Below are 20,985 nucleotides of genomic sequence, written 5' to 3' on the forward strand. Positions count from 1 at the left end.
GGCCCTCCTACCGGCGGGCGCGGCCGCGGCGCACGGCCAGGACCGCGACGAGCCCGAAGATGAGTAGCCATGCCACCAGATTAGCGATCAGCGCCCACAAGGGGTCCACATCCGTGGAACCGGATTGGGCACCCTCTAGGACGGGCCACCTTACGAGGCCGACGAATCCGTACATCGGGGTGAACCGGGCGACGTCGAGCAGGGTGCCGGACAGGGGAACGAAGACGTTTCCGAGGAAGGAGAGCACGACCAGCAGCCCGGAGGCGATGCCCATGGCCGACTCGCTCCTGAAGAGCATGGCGACGGCGTAGCCGAACAAGGCGAACAGGATCGATCCGACCAGCGCGATCGCGAAGGTGGCTGCCCACATCCAGCCGTGGTCGGCGTGCGCGCCGGTGAGTGCGCCGACGATGAAGACGACGGCGATCGACAGGGCAGTGACGATGAGGGCAACCACTGCCTTTCCAGCGACGAATCCGGCCGGCCGCAGGGGCGTCAGGCCGATTTGCCGGCCCCACCCCTGCATCTGCTCGACCGCGGAGACGCCAGTGACCGTGGTGGCGGCGACGGAGGCACCGTAGGCGGCCATCGACGCCATGATGTAGAACTTCACGTTGCCATTGCCCGCGCTTTCGTTCGCGTAGCTGAACGACAGGCCGAAGATGACATACATCAGGGTGGGCAGGACGAGGACGAACATCAGGTTCATGACGTCGCGCAATTGGCGGGTCAGGTCGATGCGGACAAAGGTCGCGTTCATGGTGTTTCCCTTCGGGACATCGGGACGGGTCAGGCGCCGACGGCGTCGGTCGGTGCGGTGTGTATCGGCGTGGGGACGGCGTCGCGGGTCATCTGGACGAAGGCGCTTTCCAGGCTGGGCGCGGAGATCTCCAGTTCGGAGCCGCCCCCTCCGTTGAGCAGGTGGCGGGCGACGGCGTCGGAATCGGTGGTGGTGACGGTGACCCGGGTGCCGTTGACCTGTAGGTCCGTCACACCAGCGAGTGCGCGGAGCTCGGCCAGTCGCGGGTCGGTGGCGTCGATAGTGCCGTGCTGCTGGAGCGTCGCCGCCACCGTCCGTCCGGCGGCGAGGGCCCGGACGCTCGAGGTGCTGCCGTCGGCGATGATCTTCCCGGCGTTCATGAGCACGATGCGCTGGGCGAAGCTTTCGGCTTCCTCGAGATAGTGCGTGGCGAAGATGACGGTGCGGCCCGCCGTGGCGTCGCGGCGCATCGTGGCCCAAAAGTCGCGGCGGGCGTTGACGTCCATGCCGGCCGTGGGTTCGTCGAGGATCAACACGTCGGGATCCGGCAACAGTGCCAGCGCGAATTTCAGCCGCTGCTGTTCACCGCCGGAACACTTGACGACCTTTCGGCGGGCCAGCCGGGCGGTGTCGGTGGCCGCCATGACCTCCTCCACCCGCCCCGTGGCGCCGTGCAGTGAGGCAATGGCCACCACGGTTTCCCGGACGGTGAGGTCGCGCAGCAACCCGCCGGTTTGCAGCAGCGCCGAAACCCGACCGGCGCGGACGGCGGCCTGCGGTCGTTGGCCGAAGACGCTGACGCTGCCCGATGTCGGGACGGCCAGGCCCAGGGCCATGTCGATCGTCGTGGTCTTCCCGGCTCCGTTGGGGCCGAGCAGGGCGACGATTTCCCCCGCGTTGACGGCCAGGTCGATGCCGTCGACCGCGTTAAGCCGCCCTCCGTCGGCGGGGAAGGTCTTGTGCAGGTCCTGAAGCTCAAGGGCTGGTGTCGGATTGTCCATGACCCCAGTCTTGTCGCAGTCCCGCCGTCGCACCTCTGGCAGCGATCACGATCTGCCCATGACCGATGTCATGGTCGGGGCGGTTCCCCCAGCCGACGCGCAGCCGCGTCCTGGTGCGCCAGCCGGCGCGCCAGGACGACGGGCTCGTAGAGCGCGGTCAAAGGACCGAACGCCCGGTCTCATCAGCAGGAGGCATCATGGATACGGGCAGCACCACCACCGCAGGGGTCGTCCTGCTGGCCGTGGTCGCCATCGCCTACGGCGGCACGTTCGTGCTGCGCGTGGTCTCGGGAAAGCAGCCAGCCAATGAACTGCAGAAATCCTTCTTCCGTGCAGGTCATGCCCATGCCGGAGTGCTCGTCGTCCTGGGGCTGGTCGTCTTGCTGCTCATGGACGCCGCAGCGGTGCCCGCCCTGTTCTGCTACGCCGCCGACGGCGTGTTGATCTCGGCGATCCTGATGCCCGCGGGCTTCTTCCTGTCGGTGATCGGGCGGAACCCGCAGAAGCCCAACGGGCTCATCGCGTTGTTATGGGCCGGCGGCGCCCTCCTGACCGTGAGCCTCGTCGTCGGCGGCATCGGGCTGCTCGGGGCCGGCTGAGGACCACCAGCGAGCAGACGTCGCTGCCGGCGCGGCCGCGCGAACCTCACACGTGCGCGTTGCCTGCCTGGAAACGCACGATGCGCTCGACCGCCTCGGCCACTGCCTCCCGTCCCGCAGCGAAGCTCAACCTCACCGCCCGGCGGCCTTCCACACCGTCGAAATCGGCGCCCGGCACCAGTGCCACGCCTTCCTCCTCGAGCAATGCGGCACAGTAGGCCGCGGAGTCCTCGAAGCCGGCCATCGCCCCGCCCAGATCCGCATACAGGTAGAACGCCCCGTCGGCCGGGGCGGCCGTCCCCCACCCCAAGCGCGGCAGGTTCTCCAGCAGGACGGCGCGTGTTGAGGCGAACTCGTCGACGAAGCCCCGGGCCTGCCGGTAGGAATCCTCCGTAAAGGCCTCCACGGCTGCCATCTGGGCCGGTGCCGGAGGGCAGAGGGCGACGTTCCCGGCGAGGGCATCGACGGCCGCCAGCAGGTCATCGGGCACGATGGCCCAGCCCAGCCGCCAGCCCGTCATGCCCCAGTACTTCGAGAAGCTGGAGATGACGACGGCGGTGCGGTCCAGTTCCCAGGCGCAGACTCCCTGCGGGTCCGGTTCCCCGGCCGCGGGATAGGTGATGCCGTGGTAGATCTCGTCGCTGATCAGCCGCACCGCATGACGAGCACACCATGCGGTGAGATCGGCGAGTTCGCCGCGGGAGAGCATCGTTCCGGTCGGGTTGGCCGGCGAGGCCAGCATTAGACCGCTCAGCGGGCCGTGCTCGGCAGCAGCGGCATCGAGCTGCCCGGGCGTGGGCTGGTACCGGGTCTCCGGCCCGCAGTCCAGTTCGACCACCTCGATCCCCAATACCCGCAGGATGTTCCGGTAAGCAGGATAGCCGGGACGCGCGAGGGCGACGCGGTCGCCGGGGTTGAAGGCCGCGAGGAAAGTGAGCATGAAGGCCCCGGAGGATCCAGTGGTCACCGCGACATTGGCGGCGGGTATTTCGACTCCATACCAGCGCCGATAGTGCCCCGCGATGGCCGCGCGGAGTTCCGCGATGCCGAGCGTCGGCGTATAGGTCAAAGGGACCCTGGAGGCATGGATCGCCGCCGCCCGATCCGACACTCCCGTGGGCGCGCCGCCGCTGGGCTCCCCCGCGCAGAGGGAGATGACGTCCCGGCCGGCGGCGCGCAGTTCCGCCACCCGACCGAGGATGTCCATCACCTGGAACGGCGGCACCTGGGCGCGGGAGGCAACGGAGAGTGGTCGTTGGTTCACGGAGTTGCTCCTCGTGGTCGGTCTTCGCGCGGTACACCTAGCCTGACACAGGCGGCCGACGGGGAAGACGCCTGACACCGCACCTAGGCCCAGAGCGTGAGGCGACGACCGGCACCCGAAACCCTCCACGTCGTGGTGCGCAGCCAGAGGTGGCAGGCCGCCGTCGATCCGGTGGCCACCTGCAGGCAGGCCGGCACGCCGTCCGGCGTCGCTCCCGCATACCGCGATCCGCCGGGATTCCAGCAAGGCGCGTTGGGCTGGTGCGCACCGAAGACCAGGTCGGCCGCGCTGTGGACGCCGACCCCGGCCAGCCGGTCTCCCAGCTGCCTGTCCCGCCGGGCCGAGAAGTCGCAGTACAGCCGGACCAAGGACAAGTCGTCGCCGCATCCGTGATGCCTCCACATCCGGTAGACATAGCAGACGAGGCATTCGCGATGCACCGGGGCGCGGGCCAGCGGCGGGATGTTCCGGATCCCCACCGGCACGGCGTTCGTTCGCACTGGCGGGCTGGTGCCGGTCATGATGTCCCCTTTCGACACCACCACGGTCCCTCACTTCCCGCCGCCGACGGCCCGCGGGAGATGGGAGGTGGGTAGCCGGGCCGTCAGCCCGGTTGTGGAGGGAGCGCGAGCGGCCTACGAGAAGGCGTCGAGTCGGCGCAGGTAGAAGTGCAGGGGCGCGTGGCGCAACCTCTCGGGAAGGCGGGGATAGACCAGGGCGACCGTGCGCAGCAGGGCGCGGAAGACGCCGTCGTGCACCGGCCCATAGCGCAGGCCGAAGCCGGCACGGAGCTCGGGGGTGAGGAGGCCAGCGGTGAGCAGGCGTGCCACCGGCATGAGGAGCCGCACCCAGGCGGGGGCGTTGCGGGCAGCGAGGAGTTGGCGGCCGACGCGCAGGATGGCCCGGTCGACGCAGAGCCGCGCAGCCATCCGGTCCCAGTAGGCCGCGAAGTCGGCCCGGGTGGCCGGCCAGAGATCCTCCGGCATGCGCAGCGCGGTTCCGAGCACCGCGTACTCGCGGTAGATCCGCTCGGCCGCCTCGGCGGGCAACGGCGGGAACAGCGCGTCGTGGACCACCATGGCGGAGTCGTAGAGGGTGGCCGCGACCCACAACTGGGCGTCGGGGTCGTTGGCGTCGTAGGCGGGATGGCTGCCGTCGGATGCGGCGTCGGCATGCACCGGGGCGTGGGAGCGTTCGACCCAGCGGCGGGCGGCGTCGGCCTGGGCCGGCGTGCCGTTGGTGAGGGCGTAGATGTAGGTCAGGGTCCCGTGCAGCCGGGCCAACGGGTCCTCGACGAAACCGGAATGCCGGGCGACGCCGTGGCCGACCGGAGGGTAGGCCAACTGCAGCAGGATGGCCCGGCCGGCCCCCGCCAGCAGGACGGATTCGGGCGCCATGTCGGCCATCGTTGGCGGTGAACCGGTGCCCGTGCCGAAGATGCCCATGCCTTCGATGCTAGCGCGGTACCGCCGGGTGGCTTTCTATTCGGCGGCGGCGAGCTGCCCGCAGGCGCCGTCGATCTCCTTGCCGCGGGTGTCGCGCAGCGTGGTGGGGATCCCGGCGTCGATCAGACGGTTGATGAACTCGTCGGTGACGTCCGGCTCCGAGGAGGTCCAGACCGAACCCGGGGTGGGGTTCAACGGAATCGGGTTCACGTGGACCCAGCCGCGGCCGCGCGCGTTGAGCTTCTTGGCCAGCAGGTCGGCACGCCAGGCGTGGTCGTTCATGTCCTTGATCAACGCGTATTCGATGGAGACGCGGCGCCCCGTGGTCCGGTAGTAGTTGTAGGCGGCGTCGATCGCCTCGTCGGTCTTCCAGCGCGAGTTCACCGGGATGAGCTCGTCGCGCAGCTCGTCATCGGGGGCGTGCAGGCTCAACGCGAACGTGATCGGGATGTCCTCCGCGGCCAGCTTGTTGATCGCCGGGACCAGGCCGACGGTGGAGACGGTGATGTTGCGCGCGCTCATCCCCAGCCCCTCGGGGGCGTCGTCGATCATGCGGTGCACCGCGGTCATCACGCGCTTGTAGTTGGCCAGGGGTTCGCCCATGCCCATGAACACGATGTTGGTGACGCGTTCGGCGTCGTGCCCGCCGTCGCGGCGTCCGCCCTTCAGCCCGCCCTCGGCGATGACGCGGTTGGCCTGGACGATCTGGTCGAGGATCTCGGCGGCCGACATGTTGCGGGTCAGCCCAGCCTGGCCGGTCGCGCAGAACGGGCAGTTCATGCCGCAACCGCACTGGCTGGACACGCACAAGGTGACGCGGCCCGGGTAGCGCATCAGCACCGACTCGACGAGCGATCCGTCGAAGAGCCGCCAGAGGAACTTGATGGTGTCCCCGTTGTCGGTCGTCAGCCGCTTGACCTCGGTGAGCAGCGGCGGGAACATCGCCTCGACCAGTTCGGCCCGGCGTTCCTTGGGCAGGTCGCTCATGCGCTCGGGGTCGGTGGTGTAGTGCTGGAAGTAGTGCACGGAGAGCTGCTTGGCGCGGAACGCCGGCAGCCCGAGTTCCTTGAGCTTGGCCTGGCGTTCGGCCAACGACAGGTCGGCCAGGTGCACGGGCGGCTGGGAGACGCGCGGCTTGGACTTGAATTCGAGCTTGGGGCGGCCATCCGGCGCCATGGCCTGCGTCCAGCCCTCGGCCGTGGGACGGACCTGGGTGCGCCCCTCCTGCTCGGCGCGCCGCTCGGAGACGCGCCGCGTCTCGGACTCGTCGTGCTTGGCGGTGCGGTCGCTGCGCGCGGCGACGGCCTCCGAGGTCCGGCTGCGGGCGTGCTCGGCGGAGTCGGGAACTGCGGAGTTGGGGGAAGTAGTCATTACCCCCATTGTCCCATGCTTGTCCAGACGGCGCGCGGGCCCTATGGCCCCGCTCACCATGAGGAGGTCATCGGTCGTCGCGGTGATGCCCCGGCGCACGGGTTTCGAGTGCCGCGTTGCGGGCGGCAGCCTTCCCGGCGCGGACGGCGAGGCGGCGTCTCCGGCGGGCACGCAGTCCCGTTCGGGCGGCCACGACGGCGGACGGCATGCTGCGCGTCTCCCACCACTGGATGGCGGTGGAGATCAGTCGGCCCAACACCAGCGAGACGACGATCGCGAGCAGGACGGCGAACTCGGTGTCCAGGTCCTCCCAGAGCCCGGAGAGCACCCCGACTCCCACGGAGTAGATCGACCAGACGATCCCGGCGATCAGCGAATTCCTGAAGAAGACGCTCCACGGGTGCGGGACCAGGGCGGAACCGACGTTCAGGGTCAGTCGACCCAGAGGGATGAACCGCGAGGTCATGACCAGGGGCAGGTCGTTGTCCTTCAGCCGGCTGCGCGCCGCGGCCAGGGCGGCTTGCCACCGGCGGCCGGAGAGGATGCGCCAATGCACGACGTCGAAGCGCAGGGCCAGCAAGTAGGTCACGATGTCGCCGGCGAGCGCACCCATGAGCATTGCGACACCGAGCAGCACGGGATTCAGCGAGTCCGAATTCGCGGCCAAGGCGCCCAATGCCACGAAGAGCGTGGTGCTGGGCACCGGCGGGATGAGCGCAGATACCGCCACGAAGAGGGCGCCGACGGCATAGACCCAGATGTCGTCGAGGGAACGCAGCCCCTCGCCCAACTCGTTCACGGGTCCAGCCTTTCGTTCCGACGATGCGTTCGGGCATCGATCCTATGCCAGCCGGGGCATCGCCGTCGCCCGCGGACCAGCGCCGCAGTCTCGCAGCGGCGACGCCGTCTTCCGCCCAGTGGCAGCCGGCTCTTGGCCCGGCCGTCCACCGCTGCGAAGCTGGCCCCATGACCAAGCTGCAGCCCCTTGCCAACCAGTACGGCCACGACGTGTCCACCCATGTCCCGGACCACCCCGGCGGGGTCATCGCCCTACAGGGACGTGATGCAGCCATCTGGGAGCAGGCCGCCCCGCTGCTGGCGGTGCGCGACAACGACGCGCACACGCTCTACGCCTATGCCTTGGCCACCTCGTTCCTGGCGGCCCACCCGGAGGCCGAGCCCGCCATTGTCCTACCGGCCATCTTGCTCCATGACATCGGCTGGTCCCAGGTTCCGCCGGAGGAGGTCCTCTCCGCCATCGCACCCGGGGGTGGACGGCCCGACCTCGTATTGCTGCATGAGAAGGAAGGCAGCCGACTGGCGGCCGGGATCCTCGGCGACCTCGGCCACGATGCCGGGCATACGCAGCGCATCCTGGAGATCATCGACGGTCATGATTCGCGCCGCGAGGCGCTGGGCATCGACGATGCCCTCGTCAAGGACGCCGACAAGACCTGGCGACTAAGTCCCCACGGACTCGATACGGTGATGGACTGGTTCGGCCTGGACCGCGGCCAGGCCCTGCGGCTGTGCAGCGCGCGGGTGCATGGGCACCTGTTCACCGACGAGGCCCGTGCCGTCGCCCGGGCCTTTTCCGCCGTCGAATCGGCCTCGGCATGGGACCAGCGGCGGGCGCTGACGGGTCGATAGTCCGCAGCCCGCCCGATGTGCTTGGATGGTTGGACAAGCCAAGGTCCCGCCGGGCCGGTCGACGGAGGATCCATGTCAGGTGGCAACAAGGACACCGGGCGCAGCGTCACCTCGAAGGTCCTGGGCATCCTCGAGGTCTTCGAGACCTCGCGCCGGTCGATGTCGCTGACGGAGATCTCCACGCGCTCGGGGCTCCCCCTGAGCACCACGCACCGTTTAGTGGGCGAGCTGGTCGATTGGGGGTTCCTCTCCCGCGGCCCGAATGGACGCATCCAGCTAGGGCTCCGTCTCTGGGCCATAGCCCAGAACGCAGGCCGGCAGCTGCGCGAGACGGCTCGCCCCTTTGTGCAGGATCTCTTCTCATTGACCGGCGAAACCAGCCAGCTGGTGGTCCGCGACGGGGCGAGCGCGCTTTACATCGACCGGGTCTACGGCAGCAAGCGGATCCCCCGCGCCTCACGCGTCGGGGGCCGCCTGCCCTTGCACGCAACCGCCTGCGGCAAGGTGCTGCTCGCTTTCGAGGAGGACTGGGTTCGCTTGGGATATCTCCAGCGCACTCTGGGACAGCCCACCATGCATACCCACGTCAACCCGGAACGACTGGCCATTGAACTGTCGGAAGTCCGCAGCCAGGGCTACGCCACCACCTTCGAGGAGATGCGCTTGGGCTTGTGCTCGATCGCGGTACCGGTCTTCCACTCCGGAAAGATCGGTTGCTCGATCGGCTTGGTCGTCTCCGCAGAGCAGGCATCGTCGATGAACCGACACCTTCCCGTCCTCAACGGCATCTCTGCGCAGATCCAGCGGGCCACCGCCCACATCCCGTTGGAAACGCTGCTCGGGAGCATCATCGATCCACTGCCGCCGGCTCCCCCAGAACACTAGGCCGGCTCTTCGCGCTGCGACCCCCGGCCCACACGCCTTCCGTCCAGTGGAAGAAGGCATGAGCTTTGCGATGTGATGTGGACGACACTGGTAGGACGACGGCGGCACATCATGCCGCACCGCAGACCCACCAGGAGTACACATGTCTTCCCCTTCGGATACGGCAACGGGCTGCCCCTTCGGCCACGGGGCCGCAGCGGCACCGGCTGGCCACCACGGCTACGAGCCATTCGACATGAAGGACCCGTTCCCCTCCTACGCCGAACTCCGCGAGGAACAGCCGGTGATGTTCGACGAACGGATCAACTACTACGTCGTCACCCGTTACGACGACATCAAGGCCGTCTTCGACGACTGGGAGACCTTCTCCAGCGAGAACGCACAAGCGCCGGTCCGCGAACGCGGCCCGGAGGCGAAGCAGATCATGGCGGACGGCGGGTTCACCGCATACTCGGGCCTATCCGCCCGCGTACCCCCGGAGCACACCCGGATCCGCACCGTGGTCCAGAAGGCCTTCACGCCGCGGCGCTACAAGCAGCTCGAACCGGCCATCCGTGAAAACGTGGTCACCCGGCTGGAGGCCATGCTGGCCCGCCCGGATGGTCGCGGCGACATGGTCCGCGACCTCGCCTACGACATCCCTACCATCACCATCCTCACGCTGATCGGTGCCGACACCTCCAAGATCGACACCTACAAGCGCTGGTCGGACTCCCGGGCCGCGATGACCTGGGGCGATCTGAGCGACAGCGAACAGGTCCCCCACGCCCACAACCTGGTGGAGTACTGGCAGGAATGCCTCCAGCTGGTCTCCTCGGCACATGCCGAGGGCGGCGACAGCCTGACCGCGGACCTGGTGGCTGCACAACGAGATGGTGCCGAGATCAGCGACCACGAGATCGCCTCGGTGCTCTATAGCCTGCTCTTTGCCGGTCACGAAACGACCACGACGTTGATTTCCAACTGCGTGCGGGTCCTCATGGCCCACCCCGACCAATGGCAGCAGGTCGTCGCCGACCCCAAACTGGTCCCCAAGGCGATCGACGAGATCCTGCGCTACTCCGGCTCCATCGTGGGCTGGCGGCGCAAGGCCCTCAAGGCCGCCACCGTCGGTGGAGTCGACATCCCCGAGGGCGCCGGGCTGCTGCTGCTCATGGGGTCGGCCAACCGCGACTCCTCCCGGTTCGATGACGGCGAGGAATTCGACATCACCCGCGGCAATGCCCGGGAGCACCTCTCTTTCGGGTTCGGAATCCACTACTGCCTGGGCAACATGCTCGCCAAGCTCCAGGCGAAGATCTGCCTCGAGGAGATCGCCCGGCTCGCACCCCATCTCCAATTGGACGCCCCGGAGGACATCGGATTCCGCAAGAACCTGTCCTTCCGCGTCCCCGAAACTGTCCCCGTCACCTGGGAGGCCTGACACCATGATCACGACCCGCCACATCCAGTTCTTCGACGACGGCGCGACTGCCTCGCTCGAGCGCCTCGGCGGCAAAGGCGCCTCCCTGGTCACCATGACCGCGGCCGGCATGCCCGTCCCGCCTGGGTTCGTCGTCACCACGGACCAGTTCAACCTGTTCATGGAATCGACCGGTATTGCGGGGAAGATCGCCGAGCACCTCTCCGCGCTCGATCCCGACGACGTCGCCGCCGTCGATGCGATTTCCTCCCGGATCCGCGAGGCCATCTGCTCCCGGCCTGTTCCGAAAGAGGCCCGCGACGCCACCCGCGGCGCGTACGCCGACCTCATGGTTCGCTTCGATGGTCCCGTCCCGGTGGCCGTGCGCTCCTCGGCAACCGCGGAGGACCTGCCGGATGCCTCGTTCGCCGGCCAACAGGATACCTACCTGTGGCTCGAGGGCTTCGACGCCGTCGGCGAGCACATCCGCAAGTGCTGGGCCTCGCTCTACACCTCGCGGGCCATCCTGTACAGGTTGAAGAACAACATCCCCGACGAGGGCCTGTCCATTGCCGTCGTCATCCAGAAGATGGTCAACGCCCGCACCTCCGGGGTCGCCATGACGTTGGACCCGGCAACCGGCGACCGGTCGAAGATCACCATCGACGCGTCCTACGGCGTCGGTGAGATGGTCGTCTCCGGAACCGTCACCCCCGACAACATCCAACTCGACAAGGTCACCCTGGCGATCGTCCAGGAACATGTGGGCGACAAGCACGCCGAACTCGTTCCCGACACGGGAGCCCACGCCCTGGTCGAACGCGAGGTCGACGCGGACCGGAGGGCCCGCCGGTGCCTGTCCGACGACGAGCTCACGGCCGTCGCCGCTATGGCCAAACGGGCGGAAAAGCATTATGGCTGCCCGCAGGACATCGAATGGGCCCTGGATGCCGACCTGCCCGACGGCGGGAACCTCCTGCTGCTGCAGTCCCGCCCGGAAACCGTCCACTCCTCCAAGCCGCAGACCGCGCCGACCCCGGTGCTGGGCGGCGGCTTCGCCGCCTCCCTGGGCCTCGCCCCCGCCAACCTGAAACAGGGCGCCTGAACCGCTTTACGGACCCCGGCCCGCACCCACAGCACCACGCCACCCCCGCGGCTCACCGTCGAGCCACACCGAAAGGACGCGACATGTCCATGAAATCCTTCCCCAAGCCCTCAGAGCTCGCTGTCCCCGCCGGCGCCGAGGGCTGGGAAAAGATCTACCCCTACTACCTGGTCTTCCAGGACAAGCTCAAGGACGAGGAGGACGCCAAGTTCTGGTTCTGCGACTCACAGCATTGGCCCACCGTCTTCAAGCCCTTCGAGACCATCGGCGGCGAATTCGCCGTCAAGTGCCTGGGCCAGTACAACGCCCGGCACCTGATGATCCCCAACGCCAACGGCATCGAGTTCCGCGTCCACCTGGGCTACCTCTACATGTCCCCCATTCCCGTCCCCGAGGACCAGATCGCAGAACGCGTCCCGCACTTCGAGGAGCGCGTCGGTCACTACTTCGCCAACTGGGCCGAGAAACTCGAGCAGTGGCAAGTCAAGGTCCGCGGCACCATCGACGAGATGGAGTCCCTGACTTTCGCGAAGCTGCCGGACATGGTCCCGCTGGATGACATCACCTCCGGCAAGGCCATGGACGGCTCCGAGGTGCTGCTGGAGAACTACGACCGGCTGATCCAGCTGGCCTACCAGAACTGGCAGTACCACTTCGAGTTCCTGAACCTGGGCTACATCGCCTACCTGGACTTCTTCAACTTTTGCAAGGCCGTCTTCCCCAACATCCCCGACCAGTCCATCGCCAGGATGGTCCAGGGTGTGGACATGGAGCTGTTCCGTCCCGACGACGAGCTCAAGGGCCTGGCCAAGCTCGCCGTCGAGCTGGGTATGCAGGACGCCTTCGCCAATCCGGACGAGGCCGGTGCGACGCTGGCCGCGATCGCCACCCTTGAGGGCGGGGAACGCTGGCTGAAGCAGTACGAGGATGCGAAGGATCCGTGGTTCAACTTCACTGTCGGCAACGGCTTCTACGGCCACGACAAGTACTGGTACGAGCACCAGGAGATCCCGCTGGGCTACATCGCCGACTACATCCGCCGCCTCGACGACGGCCAGGAGATCATGCGCCCCAAGGAGGCGCTGATCGCCGAGAAGGAACGCATCGTCGGCGAATACCGCGACCTGCTCGACGGCGAAAACCAATCCGTTTTCGACGCCAAGCGGGAGCTGGCCGCCACTGCCTACCCGTACGTGGAGAACCACAACTTCTACATCGAGCACTGGACCATGGGCGTGTTCTGGCGCAAAATCCGGGAGCTCTCGCGCATGATGCATGCCGAGGGGTTCTGGACCGAACCGGACGACCTGCTCTACCTGGGCCGCAACGAGGTCCGCGACGCGTTGTTCGACCTGGTCACCGGCTGGGGCGTGGGCGCCCAGGCCCCGATAGGCCCGACCTACTGGCCCGAGGTCATCGAGGAACGCCGGAACATCGTCACCGCGCTGAAGACCGCCCGCCCGGCCCCGGCGCTGAACACCCCGCCGGAGTCGATTACCGAACCGTTCACCCGCATGCTGTGGGGCATCACCACGGAACAGGTGGAGCAGTGGCTCGGCGGTGGCGAGGCCGTCGAAGGCGGCGGGCTGCGCGGCATGGCCGCATCCCCGGGCACCGTGGAGGGCCGTGCCCGCGTCATCCACGATTCCGACCAGCTCTCCGAAGTCCAGCCCGGAGAGATCCTGGTCGCCACCGTCACCGCGCCGAGCTGGGGACCGATCTTCGGCAAGATCGCCGCTGCGGTCACCGACATCGGCGGCATGATGAGCCACGCGGCCATCGTCTGCCGCGAGTACGCCCTGCCGGCGGTCACCGGTACGGGGTCGGGGTCGACGACGATCACCACCGGCCAGTGGCTGCGCGTGAACGGCACCACCGGCACCGTGGAGATTCTGGACCACGAACCGGTCTCCGGCCCGGGTGCGCACAGCCACAGCCACGGCCACTCCGGGGACGTCCCCGCCGGTGCGGGTGCCAGCCATGTCTGATGCGCCCATCCCCGGCACCCCGGACTCGCCGTTGCCTCCCGCCCGCACGGTGCTCATCACCGGCGGGGCGGGGGGCCTGGGACGGGCGTTCGCACTCGGGTTCGCGGAGCGCGGCTACCGGGTCGCCGTCGCGGACGTCAACGAGGTCGGTGCCGCCGAGACAGCCCAGCTGGTGCGGGAGCACGGGGTGCAGGCCGCGGCCTTCGCCGCCGACGTGACCGACGCTGCCTCCACCGAGGAGCTCGCGCGGCAGGCGGCCGAACTCGGCGGCGGGCGCATCGACGTCGTCATCAACAATGCCGCGATCTACGCGACCGTCACCCGCAGCCCGTTCGAGGACATCGATCCGGCCGAATGGGACCTGGTGATGAACGTGAACCTCAAGGGCCCGTGGCTGGTGACCCGCGCCGCCAGCCCCTACCTGCCCGACGGCGGCCGGGTCATCAACCTCTCCTCGGCCACCATCTTCTCGGGATCCGAACAGTGGATGCACTACGTCGCCTCCAAGGGCGGGGTCGTGGCGATGACGCGCGTCCTGGCCAAGGAGCTAGGCCGGCGCAACATCACCGTCAACGCGATCGCCCCCGGCTTCACCCTGACCGAGGCCAGCTACGGCCTCATGGACGACGCCGCCACCTACGGCGTCGACCGCGGGGCCCTCAAACGGGCCAGCCAGCCGGACGACATCGTCGGTGCAGCCCTGTACCTCGCCGGCCCGGACAGCTCGTACTTCACGGGCCAGACCATGGTCGTCGACGGCGGCCGCCAGTTCATCTAGCCACCCAGACCTGCATCAACCACAGGAGGAATCATGCCTACGGTACATTTCACCGACGCCGACGGGGACGTCCGCGACATCACGGGCAACGTCGGGGACTCGGTCATGGAGACCGCGGTCCGCAACGGGCTCCCGGGCATCGTCGCCGAATGCGGCGGCTCCCTGTCCTGCGCCACCTGCCACGTCTTCGTCCGCGACGACGACCTCGCTCAACTGCCCGCCATGGAGGACATGGAGGACGAGATGCTTTACGGCACCGCAGTGGACCGCGAGGAGAACTCGCGCCTGTCCTGCCAGCTGAAGCTGTGCGAGGGCCAGGACCTCCACGTCACCACCCCCGAAACGCAGGTGTAGCCATGTCCACCCCCGACACCACGACGGCCGATCCAACCGGCCTGCTGGTCATCGGCGCCAGTCAAGCCGGCGTCCAGCTGGCCATCTCGCTGCGCGCCCTGGGCTTCGAGGAGCCCATCACCCTGCTCGGCGACGAAGACCACCGCCCCTACCAGCGGCCCGCCCTGTCCAAGGAGTTCCTGCAGGACAAGGTCGACAAGGAGAACCTGATCTTCCGGTCCAACGACTACTGGGCCGAGCACGGCGTGGCCCTCGTCAATGGCGAGCGGATCACCGCCGTGGACAAGAACGACGACGGCTCCGGGGTGGCGCACGCGGCCTCCGGAACCAAATTCCCCTTCCGCCGGCTGGCCCTGGCGGTCGGCGCCCGCGCCCGGCGCATGGACATCGAGGGCGGCAACCTCGCCGGTGTCGTCTACCTGCGCAACGCAGACGACGCCCTGCACCTGAAGGAAATCGTCGGCCCCGCCAGCGATGTGGTGGTCGTCGGCGGCGGATTCATCGGCCTCGAGGCCGCGGCCAGCCTGCAGGGCATGGGCAAGAACGTCACCGTCCTCGAATATGGGCCGCGTCTGGTCGGACGGGCCGTGGGCGAGGAAACCGCCGAGTTCTTCCTGGACGCCCACCGGGCGCGCGGCCTGGACATCCACCTCAACGCGAGGATATCCCGGATGGTCGACGGCGGCACCGGCGCCGTCTCCGGTGTCGAGCTCGAGGACGGAACCGTCCTGGGTGCCCAGATCGTGCTGATCGGCATCGGGGTCATCCCCAACACCGAGCTGGCCGAGCAGATGGGCCTGGCCGTTGACAACGGGATCGTCGTCGACGCCAACGCGCTCGCCTCCGACGGAACCACGGTCGCCGTGGGCGACGTGGCCAACATCCCCAACCCGCTCCCCGGCGCCCCCGCGGGCGAACGCCTGCGGCTGGAAAGCGTGAACAACGCCATCGAGCACGCCAAGGTGGCCGCCTACTCCTTGATGGGCCACCGTGAGGACTACGCCGGGATCCCCTGGTTCTGGTCCAACCAGGCCGACCTGAAACTGCAGATCGCCGGATTGTCGATGGGCTTCGACCAGACAGTGGTCCGCCGCGTCGAAGAGCGCGGAAAATTCACCGTCCTGTATTACCGCGACGGGCACATCATCGCCGCCGACTGCGTCAACGCCCCACTGGACTTCATGGCGGTCAAGAACGCCCTGGGCAAGGGCCAGAACATCCCCTCCAACGCCGCTGCCGACCCCGCGGTCCAGCTCAAGACCCTCACCACCGATCCGGCTGACGCCACCCGCCTCGAAGGAGCATCATGACAGCGCAACCCACCGGCCCGGCTCCCGGCGGAACCACCGCCTGGGCCTCCCATGATCCGTCTGATCATGCTTCCGACGCCCGGGCCCTCGCCTTCGTCGACGCCCACCCGGTGCGGCCCATTCCGGCGGCGGGGCAGGTTGATGCCTCCCCTATCGCGGGCACCCCGGCGACCGGATATGCCGAGCTTTTTGCCGCCGTCGTTCCCGAGACCCGCACCCGGGGCAACGACATCCACCTGCCGATCTCGCTGGCGTTCGCCACCCGGCTCTGCGACGCCTACCCGGCGGCGGACCGCGAGCTGGTGTCGGTGGCCATCATCCTCCACGACACCGGATGGGCCCACGTCGACGAGTCCCGCATCCTGTCGGAGGGATTCAGCGGCGACTGGCGCAAGGCCGCCATCCGCTACGAACACGAGTCAGAAGGCTGCACCGTGGCCCGCCGGGTCCTCCCCGGGCTCGGATATGGACTGGACTTCATCGAACAGGTCTGCACCATCATCGACGGCCACGACACCCGTCCGGTCGCCTTCTCCCTGGAAGACGCCTTGGTCCGCGACGCCGACCGGCTCTGGCGATTCGACCATGCGGGCATCGCGCTGGCTTCGTCCTGGTTTGGCATGGACCCCGCCGTGTACAGCGACCGGCTGCGCTCGGAGATCCTCCCGGAACTGATCACCCAGGCCGCCGTCGAGATGGGTACCGCAGATCTTGACCGATCGGTCGCATTGCTGCGCACGGAGGTCATCCGATGAGCGCCCCGGCACCCGCTACCCCCGACGCCCGCGCGATCCGTGCGGGACTGGACCTGCGGTACACCCATGTGGACGACGTCTTCATCGACGGAGAGTGGACCACCGCGCGGGGGACGGCTCGAAACCCGGTGACCGATCCGGCCACCGGCGAAGTCTGGGGTTCGGTTCCCGATGGGAATGCCGACGACGTCGACGCGGCAGTTGACGCGGCGCGGCGGTCATTCGAGACCGGACCGTGGCGACGTTTGGCCGCTTCCGAACGGGCCGGCTACCTGGTGCGCATCGCCGAAGAAGTCGAAGCCCGTGCGGAAGACATCGCCCTGGCCAACACCCGCGAAAACGGTTCACCGGTGGCCGAATCCCGGGGTGCGGCGGCCAATGCTGCTTCCATCCTGCGCTATTTCGCCACCTTGGCCCCGCGGCTGGACACCGAAGACGTGCGTCCATTCCCATCGGGAATCGGCGAATCGGTCGTGCGTCGTGATCCGGTCGGCGTGTGTGCGTTGATAGCACCGTGGAACTTCCCGATCAACCTGATGGCCATCAAGCTAGCCCCCGCCCTGCTGGCCGGATGTTCGGTGGTCATGAAGCCGGCCTCCCCCACGCCGCTCTCGTTCCGGTTCATCGTGGACGCGGTCGCCGCTGCGGGGGTTCCCGCGGGCGTGGTGAACCTCGTGACCGGCTCCGGTCGGCTCGGCGATGCCCTGGTCCGGCATCCGGGAGTCGACAAGGTGGCTTTTACCGGGTCGACTCCCGTCGGGCGGAAGATCGCGGCCGCTGCCGGCGAATTACTGCGCCCGGTCACGCTGGAACTTGGCGGGAAATCCAGCGCCATCGTGCTCGCTGATGCCGACCTTGAGGCCATGTCCTCGGTGCTGGTGCGTTCGTGCATGCGCAATACCGGCCAGACCTGCTACATCTCCACCCGCATCCTCGCCCCGGCCTCCCGGTACGACGAGGTCGTGGAGCGGGTGACCGCGACCATCGCCGCGGGCCGGCAGGGCGATCCGCTGGATCCGGACACGGTTTTCGGTCCCTGTGCGACGTCTGCGCAGTACGACACGGTGATGGAGTACGTGGAGTCTGCCCACGCGGAGGGTGCCCGGGCGACCACCGGCGGCCGGCCGGCCCGGCGGGGAGGAGGTCTGGAGAACGGGTACTTCATCGAGCCGACGGTGTTCGCCGACGTGGATCCCTCCATGCGGATCGCCCGCGAGGAGATTTTCGGCCCCGTCCTCTCCATCCTGCGCTATGACGACGTCGACGACGCGGTGGCGCTGGCCAACAACACGCAGTTCGGGCTCGGCGGCCTCGTCTTCGGCGAGGACCAGGACGCCGCCCTGGCGGTGGCGGACCAGATCGATTCCGGTTCCGTGGGTCTGAATTTCTTCGCCTCCAATCATTCGGCGCCCTTCGGGGGGCGACACGATTCCGGGCTGGGAACCGAATACGGCGAAGAGGGGCTGGCGGCCTACCTGAGCTACAAGTCGATCCACCGGCGCTGAGCGGACGATTGCCCGACTATCTCGCCCTCCCCCCCAGTCGTGCAATCAGTCATGCTGGTCCGACGCCACGTGACAGTCCGGAGCGACCGGCAGGTCGAGCACCCGCCGGTCCAGGTACTGTCACGCATCGGAACAGCTACACACAAGAAGGAGCTGCTGCTCCGTCACCGGCACGCCGGAGCAGCGCACCCTCGTGGTCCATCACCGCCGAAATCGCCCCCACGTCGAATTATGCCTCAGAGCCGTGTAATTAGACGCGAAGTATAAGGATACTTGCCGAGCCCCTTGAGGACGTTGCTCTGGTACTTCGGATACCACTGGTTGCCTCGTCCAGTTTCCGAAATGAGGTAAAGGTGCTTGCGTGCCCTGGAGCCGATCACGAACATTAGCTTTTTCGCAATATCGGTCTGTTCGGTTGCGGCTTCGCTGAAGTATTCGCGCAGAGCCGGGTCGAACATCATGTCAGGGTTCTGCTGGCGCAGGTACTCGCCAGCGGCCATCAGGAAGCCGGAGGTGCCGGCGGCGGGATCGCAGATCATCTCCGGCGGTTTCGGATCGCGCATGGCCACCAACAGCTCGATGATATGCCGCGGGGTGCGGAACTGGCCGTTGGTACCGGCACTGGCGATCTTGGAGAGCATGTACTCATAGAGGTCGCCCTTGGTGTCGCGGTCATCCATCGGGATCTGTTCGATCAGGTCCACTGCCTTCTGCAGCAAGTGGTCCTTGGTGATGGTGAACCGGGCGTCGCGCATGTGGTGCGTGTACGAGGAGTCGTCGCCATTCGCCTGCCGCGCGAGTCCGTCGCGAAGGAACGGGAAGACGCTCTCGCTGAAGACCGTGAACATCTCTGTCTTGTCGAAGTCCTTGAAGCGCGACCACCGCAGATCCTGGTATGAACGGCCGAACCTGTCTGCGCCCTCCGGGAAGACCGGGTTCTCGACGGGGGTACCCTTGTGCGCGGCCCGGCGTTCTGCGGCCGTCTGGTTCTCGTCGAGCCTCTTGAGGAACAGCAGGTAGGTGATCTGCTCGATCACCTCCAGCGGGTTGGATATGCCGCCGGACCAGAATGCGTCCCAGACGCGGTCAACCTGTGATTTGAGTTCCCCTGTGATCATGGCATCCAGCTTATGTGCTGGGACGGACGGTTGGGTCCGCCCGCAGGTGTCTGACCAACTCACCGGCGATGGCCGTGTGCATTCACTCGGAAGGATTCTTCCGTTTCGCCCCTTATTGCCGGAAGCGTCGCCGTGAATTGGCCCGATCGGAAGGATTCTTCCGCCGGGCATCGGACCGGGCGCGGATACCCTAAGGTGTATGCGCATCTGGTCCCTGCATCCCCGGTATCTGGACGGCAAGGGCCTGGTGGCCTGTTGGCGGGAGACCCTGCTGGCGCAGAAGGTCCTGGACGGCCGGACCACCGGCTACCGCAACCATCCGCAATTGGACCGCTTCCGGGAACGGACTGATCCACTCGCGTTGATCGGCGCATATTTGGAGGGCCTCGCCGTCGAAGCCGATGCCCGCGGATACCATTTCAACCGCGGTCTCATCCTGCGCGGGCCGCTTCCAGTACCCGGTCCGCTGCCGGTGACCACCGGTCAGCTCGACCACGAGCGCGATCATCTGCTGGCCAAGCTGGCCGTCCGCGCCCCGGACCTGGTCGCCACGGTCCCGATCGAGCCGAACCGGCCGGACCCGCACCCGCTATTCCTGGCGGTGCCCGGGGACGTCGAGGCCTGGGAGGTCACCTAACGGCAGCAGCCCGGGCCGGGCCAGAAAGCAGCCCCGAACACAGCCGGCGGCCGGAACCAGGGGTTCCAGCCGCCGTCGTGCCCTATTGTTTGTCCCGGCTAGCCTGCGGGCGTGAAGTCCCGCGATCCGGCGAAGTCCGGACGCCGCTCGGCCGCCGCGTAGGGCTCGACCAGGGTGTTCTCGACCGAGTTGAAGACGATGAACACGTTGGAGCGGGCGAACGGGGTGACGTTACCGTTGGAGGCGTGCATGCAGTTCGAGTCGAACATGATGGCGCCGCCGGCCTGGCCCTCGAGGACGTCGATGCCGTACTCGTCGGCGAAGCGGGTGAGCGTCTCCTTGTCGGGGACGCCGGCGCCCTGCATGATGAGCGACTTCTTGTAGTTCAGCTCCGGGGTCGCCCCGTCGCAGGAAACGTACTTGCGGTGGGTCCCGGGCATGATCATCAGGGGCCCGTTGAAGGAGTAGTTGTCCGTCAACGAGATCGAGATGCTCACGGCGCGCGGGGAGGGCATCCCGTCTTCGGCATGCCAGGTCTCGAAGTCCGAGTGCCAGGTGAATTCCTTGCCCTCGAAGCCGGGCTTGAAGTTCACCCGCGACTGGTGGATGTAAACGTCCGACCCCAGGATCTGGCGGGCGCGGCCGACGACGCGGGGGTCGTTGGCGATCTTCTTGAACACCTCGCTGGAGCGGTGGATGTCGAAGACCGAGCGCACCTCCTGCGAGGCGGCCTCCACGATGGTGGCCTCGTCGGCGCGGACCACGGGGTCCTCCGAGAGGCGGCGGAGCTCGGCCCGCAGGTCCTCCAGCTCGGCGTCCGTGATGAGCTGGTCGATGGCCAGGTAGCCCTTCTGCTCGAAGCCCTCCAGCGTGGCGGCGTCGAAGGGCCCGTCGTCGGGGCCGCCCCACACCACGGGGTCCTTGCGGTCCAGCACCTTGACGTCGTCGTCGGTTCGCGTTGGATACTGGTCAATCTGGCGACGAAGTGTTTCCGTCATGTCCATTTCCTCCTCGGTGGATTGCGGCCGGGGCTCCGATGCCCCGGCCCCTGGTTACAT

21 protein-coding genes are annotated in these 20,985 nt (G+C 67.7%); 12 read left to right on the top strand and 9 right to left on the bottom strand.

Annotated features, from left to right (window positions below; all coding sequences use genetic code 11):
- Positions 1-7: 7 nt before the first annotated feature.
- A complete protein-coding gene (locus AB8M85_RS04770) occupies positions 8-760 on the bottom strand; it encodes an ABC transporter permease (protein ID WP_372697599.1) in 753 nt (250 codons plus the stop codon).
- Between the two features lie 29 nt (positions 761-789).
- Entirely contained in the window at positions 790-1,761 is a 972-nt protein-coding gene (locus tag AB8M85_RS04775; protein WP_372697600.1) for an ABC transporter ATP-binding protein, read from the bottom strand.
- 197 nt (positions 1,762-1,958) lie between these two features.
- Between AB8M85_RS04775 and AB8M85_RS04780 the strand changes: the two genes are divergently transcribed.
- Complete coding sequence (locus AB8M85_RS04780) at positions 1,959-2,360, top strand: hypothetical protein (RefSeq protein ID WP_372697601.1); 402 nt, start codon at positions 1,959-1,961, stop codon at positions 2,358-2,360.
- Between the two features lie 46 nt (positions 2,361-2,406).
- Here AB8M85_RS04780 and AB8M85_RS04785 read toward each other — a convergent pair whose 3' ends face one another.
- From AB8M85_RS04785 to AB8M85_RS04805, 5 genes are all read right to left on the bottom strand, one after another.
- Positions 2,407-3,567 carry an aminotransferase class I/II-fold pyridoxal phosphate-dependent enzyme gene (locus tag AB8M85_RS04785; RefSeq protein WP_372697724.1) on the bottom strand — a complete coding sequence of 387 codons (1,161 nt, stop codon included), beginning with the start codon at positions 3,565-3,567 and terminating at the stop codon, positions 2,407-2,409.
- A gap of 140 nt (positions 3,568-3,707) precedes the next feature.
- Positions 3,708-4,145, bottom strand: a complete 438-nt coding sequence (locus tag AB8M85_RS04790) for a hypothetical protein (RefSeq protein ID WP_372697602.1) — start codon at positions 4,143-4,145, stop codon at positions 3,708-3,710.
- Positions 4,146-4,259: 114 nt separating this feature from the next.
- Positions 4,260-5,069: an oxygenase MpaB family protein gene (locus tag AB8M85_RS04795; RefSeq protein WP_372697603.1), complete on the bottom strand. Its 810-nt coding sequence runs from the start codon at positions 5,067-5,069 to the stop codon at positions 4,260-4,262.
- Between the two features lie 36 nt (positions 5,070-5,105).
- Entirely contained in the window at positions 5,106-6,449 is a 1,344-nt protein-coding gene (rlmN, locus tag AB8M85_RS04800; RefSeq protein ID WP_372697604.1) for a 23S rRNA (adenine(2503)-C(2))-methyltransferase RlmN, read from the bottom strand.
- A gap of 58 nt (positions 6,450-6,507) precedes the next feature.
- Positions 6,508-7,239, bottom strand: a complete 732-nt coding sequence (locus AB8M85_RS04805) for a DedA family protein (RefSeq protein ID WP_372697605.1) — start codon at positions 7,237-7,239, stop codon at positions 6,508-6,510.
- 167 nt (positions 7,240-7,406) lie between these two features.
- Between AB8M85_RS04805 and AB8M85_RS04810 the strand changes: the two genes are divergently transcribed.
- From AB8M85_RS04810 to AB8M85_RS04855, 10 genes are all read left to right on the top strand, one after another.
- The gene (locus AB8M85_RS04810) at positions 7,407-8,090 is read left to right on the top strand and encodes an HD domain-containing protein (RefSeq protein ID WP_372697606.1); all 684 of its coding nucleotides are present in this window, start codon (positions 7,407-7,409) and stop codon (positions 8,088-8,090) included.
- A gap of 72 nt (positions 8,091-8,162) precedes the next feature.
- Positions 8,163-8,975, top strand: coding sequence for an IclR family transcriptional regulator (locus AB8M85_RS04815; protein WP_372697607.1), 813 nt, complete (start codon positions 8,163-8,165; stop codon positions 8,973-8,975).
- A gap of 142 nt (positions 8,976-9,117) precedes the next feature.
- A complete protein-coding gene (locus AB8M85_RS04820) occupies positions 9,118-10,398 on the top strand; it encodes a cytochrome P450 (RefSeq protein ID WP_372697608.1) in 1,281 nt (426 codons plus the stop codon).
- Between the two features lie 4 nt (positions 10,399-10,402).
- Positions 10,403-11,482 (top strand): PEP/pyruvate-binding domain-containing protein, encoded by a 1,080-nt coding sequence (locus AB8M85_RS04825; protein ID WP_372697609.1) that lies wholly within the window; start codon positions 10,403-10,405, stop codon positions 11,480-11,482.
- A gap of 83 nt (positions 11,483-11,565) precedes the next feature.
- Entirely contained in the window at positions 11,566-13,470 is a 1,905-nt protein-coding gene (locus AB8M85_RS04830) for a PEP-utilizing enzyme (protein WP_372697610.1), read from the top strand.
- Positions 13,463-14,248, top strand: a complete 786-nt coding sequence (locus AB8M85_RS04835) for an SDR family NAD(P)-dependent oxidoreductase (RefSeq protein ID WP_372697611.1) — start codon at positions 13,463-13,465, stop codon at positions 14,246-14,248. Before AB8M85_RS04830 ends, AB8M85_RS04835 begins: the two co-directional genes overlap by 8 nt.
- Positions 14,249-14,281: 33 nt before the next feature.
- Complete coding sequence (locus tag AB8M85_RS04840) at positions 14,282-14,602, top strand: 2Fe-2S iron-sulfur cluster-binding protein (RefSeq protein ID WP_372697612.1); 321 nt, start codon at positions 14,282-14,284, stop codon at positions 14,600-14,602.
- A 2-nt stretch (positions 14,603-14,604) separates the two neighbouring features.
- Complete coding sequence (locus AB8M85_RS04845) at positions 14,605-15,912, top strand: NAD(P)/FAD-dependent oxidoreductase (RefSeq protein ID WP_372697613.1); 1,308 nt, start codon at positions 14,605-14,607, stop codon at positions 15,910-15,912.
- Positions 15,909-16,667, top strand: a complete 759-nt coding sequence (locus AB8M85_RS04850) for an HD domain-containing protein (protein WP_372697614.1) — start codon at positions 15,909-15,911, stop codon at positions 16,665-16,667. The genes AB8M85_RS04845 and AB8M85_RS04850 overlap by 4 nt, the downstream gene beginning before the upstream one ends.
- Positions 16,664-18,172 (top strand): aldehyde dehydrogenase family protein, encoded by a 1,509-nt coding sequence (locus AB8M85_RS04855; protein ID WP_372697615.1) that lies wholly within the window; start codon positions 16,664-16,666, stop codon positions 18,170-18,172. Before AB8M85_RS04850 ends, AB8M85_RS04855 begins: the two co-directional genes overlap by 4 nt.
- Positions 18,173-18,408: 236 nt before the next feature.
- On the opposite strand, the gene AB8M85_RS04860 is transcribed toward AB8M85_RS04855, so the two are convergent.
- Positions 18,409-19,290, bottom strand: coding sequence for a type I restriction-modification system subunit M N-terminal domain-containing protein (locus AB8M85_RS04860; RefSeq protein ID WP_372697616.1), 882 nt, complete (start codon positions 19,288-19,290; stop codon positions 18,409-18,411).
- Between the two features lie 199 nt (positions 19,291-19,489).
- Here AB8M85_RS04860 and AB8M85_RS04865 point away from each other — a divergent pair, with 199 nt between their 5' ends.
- Positions 19,490-19,927, top strand: a complete 438-nt coding sequence (locus AB8M85_RS04865; RefSeq protein ID WP_372697617.1) for a pyrimidine dimer DNA glycosylase/endonuclease V — start codon at positions 19,490-19,492, stop codon at positions 19,925-19,927.
- A gap of 98 nt (positions 19,928-20,025) precedes the next feature.
- Here AB8M85_RS04865 and thpD read toward each other — a convergent pair whose 3' ends face one another.
- Complete coding sequence (gene thpD, locus AB8M85_RS04870; RefSeq protein ID WP_372697618.1) at positions 20,026-20,925, bottom strand: ectoine hydroxylase; 900 nt, start codon at positions 20,923-20,925, stop codon at positions 20,026-20,028.
- Positions 20,926-20,985: the final 60 nt, after the last annotated feature.

Source organism: Arthrobacter sp. JSM 101049 (assembly GCF_041679245.1).
Lineage (GTDB): Bacteria > Actinomycetota > Actinomycetes > Actinomycetales > Micrococcaceae > Arthrobacter_H.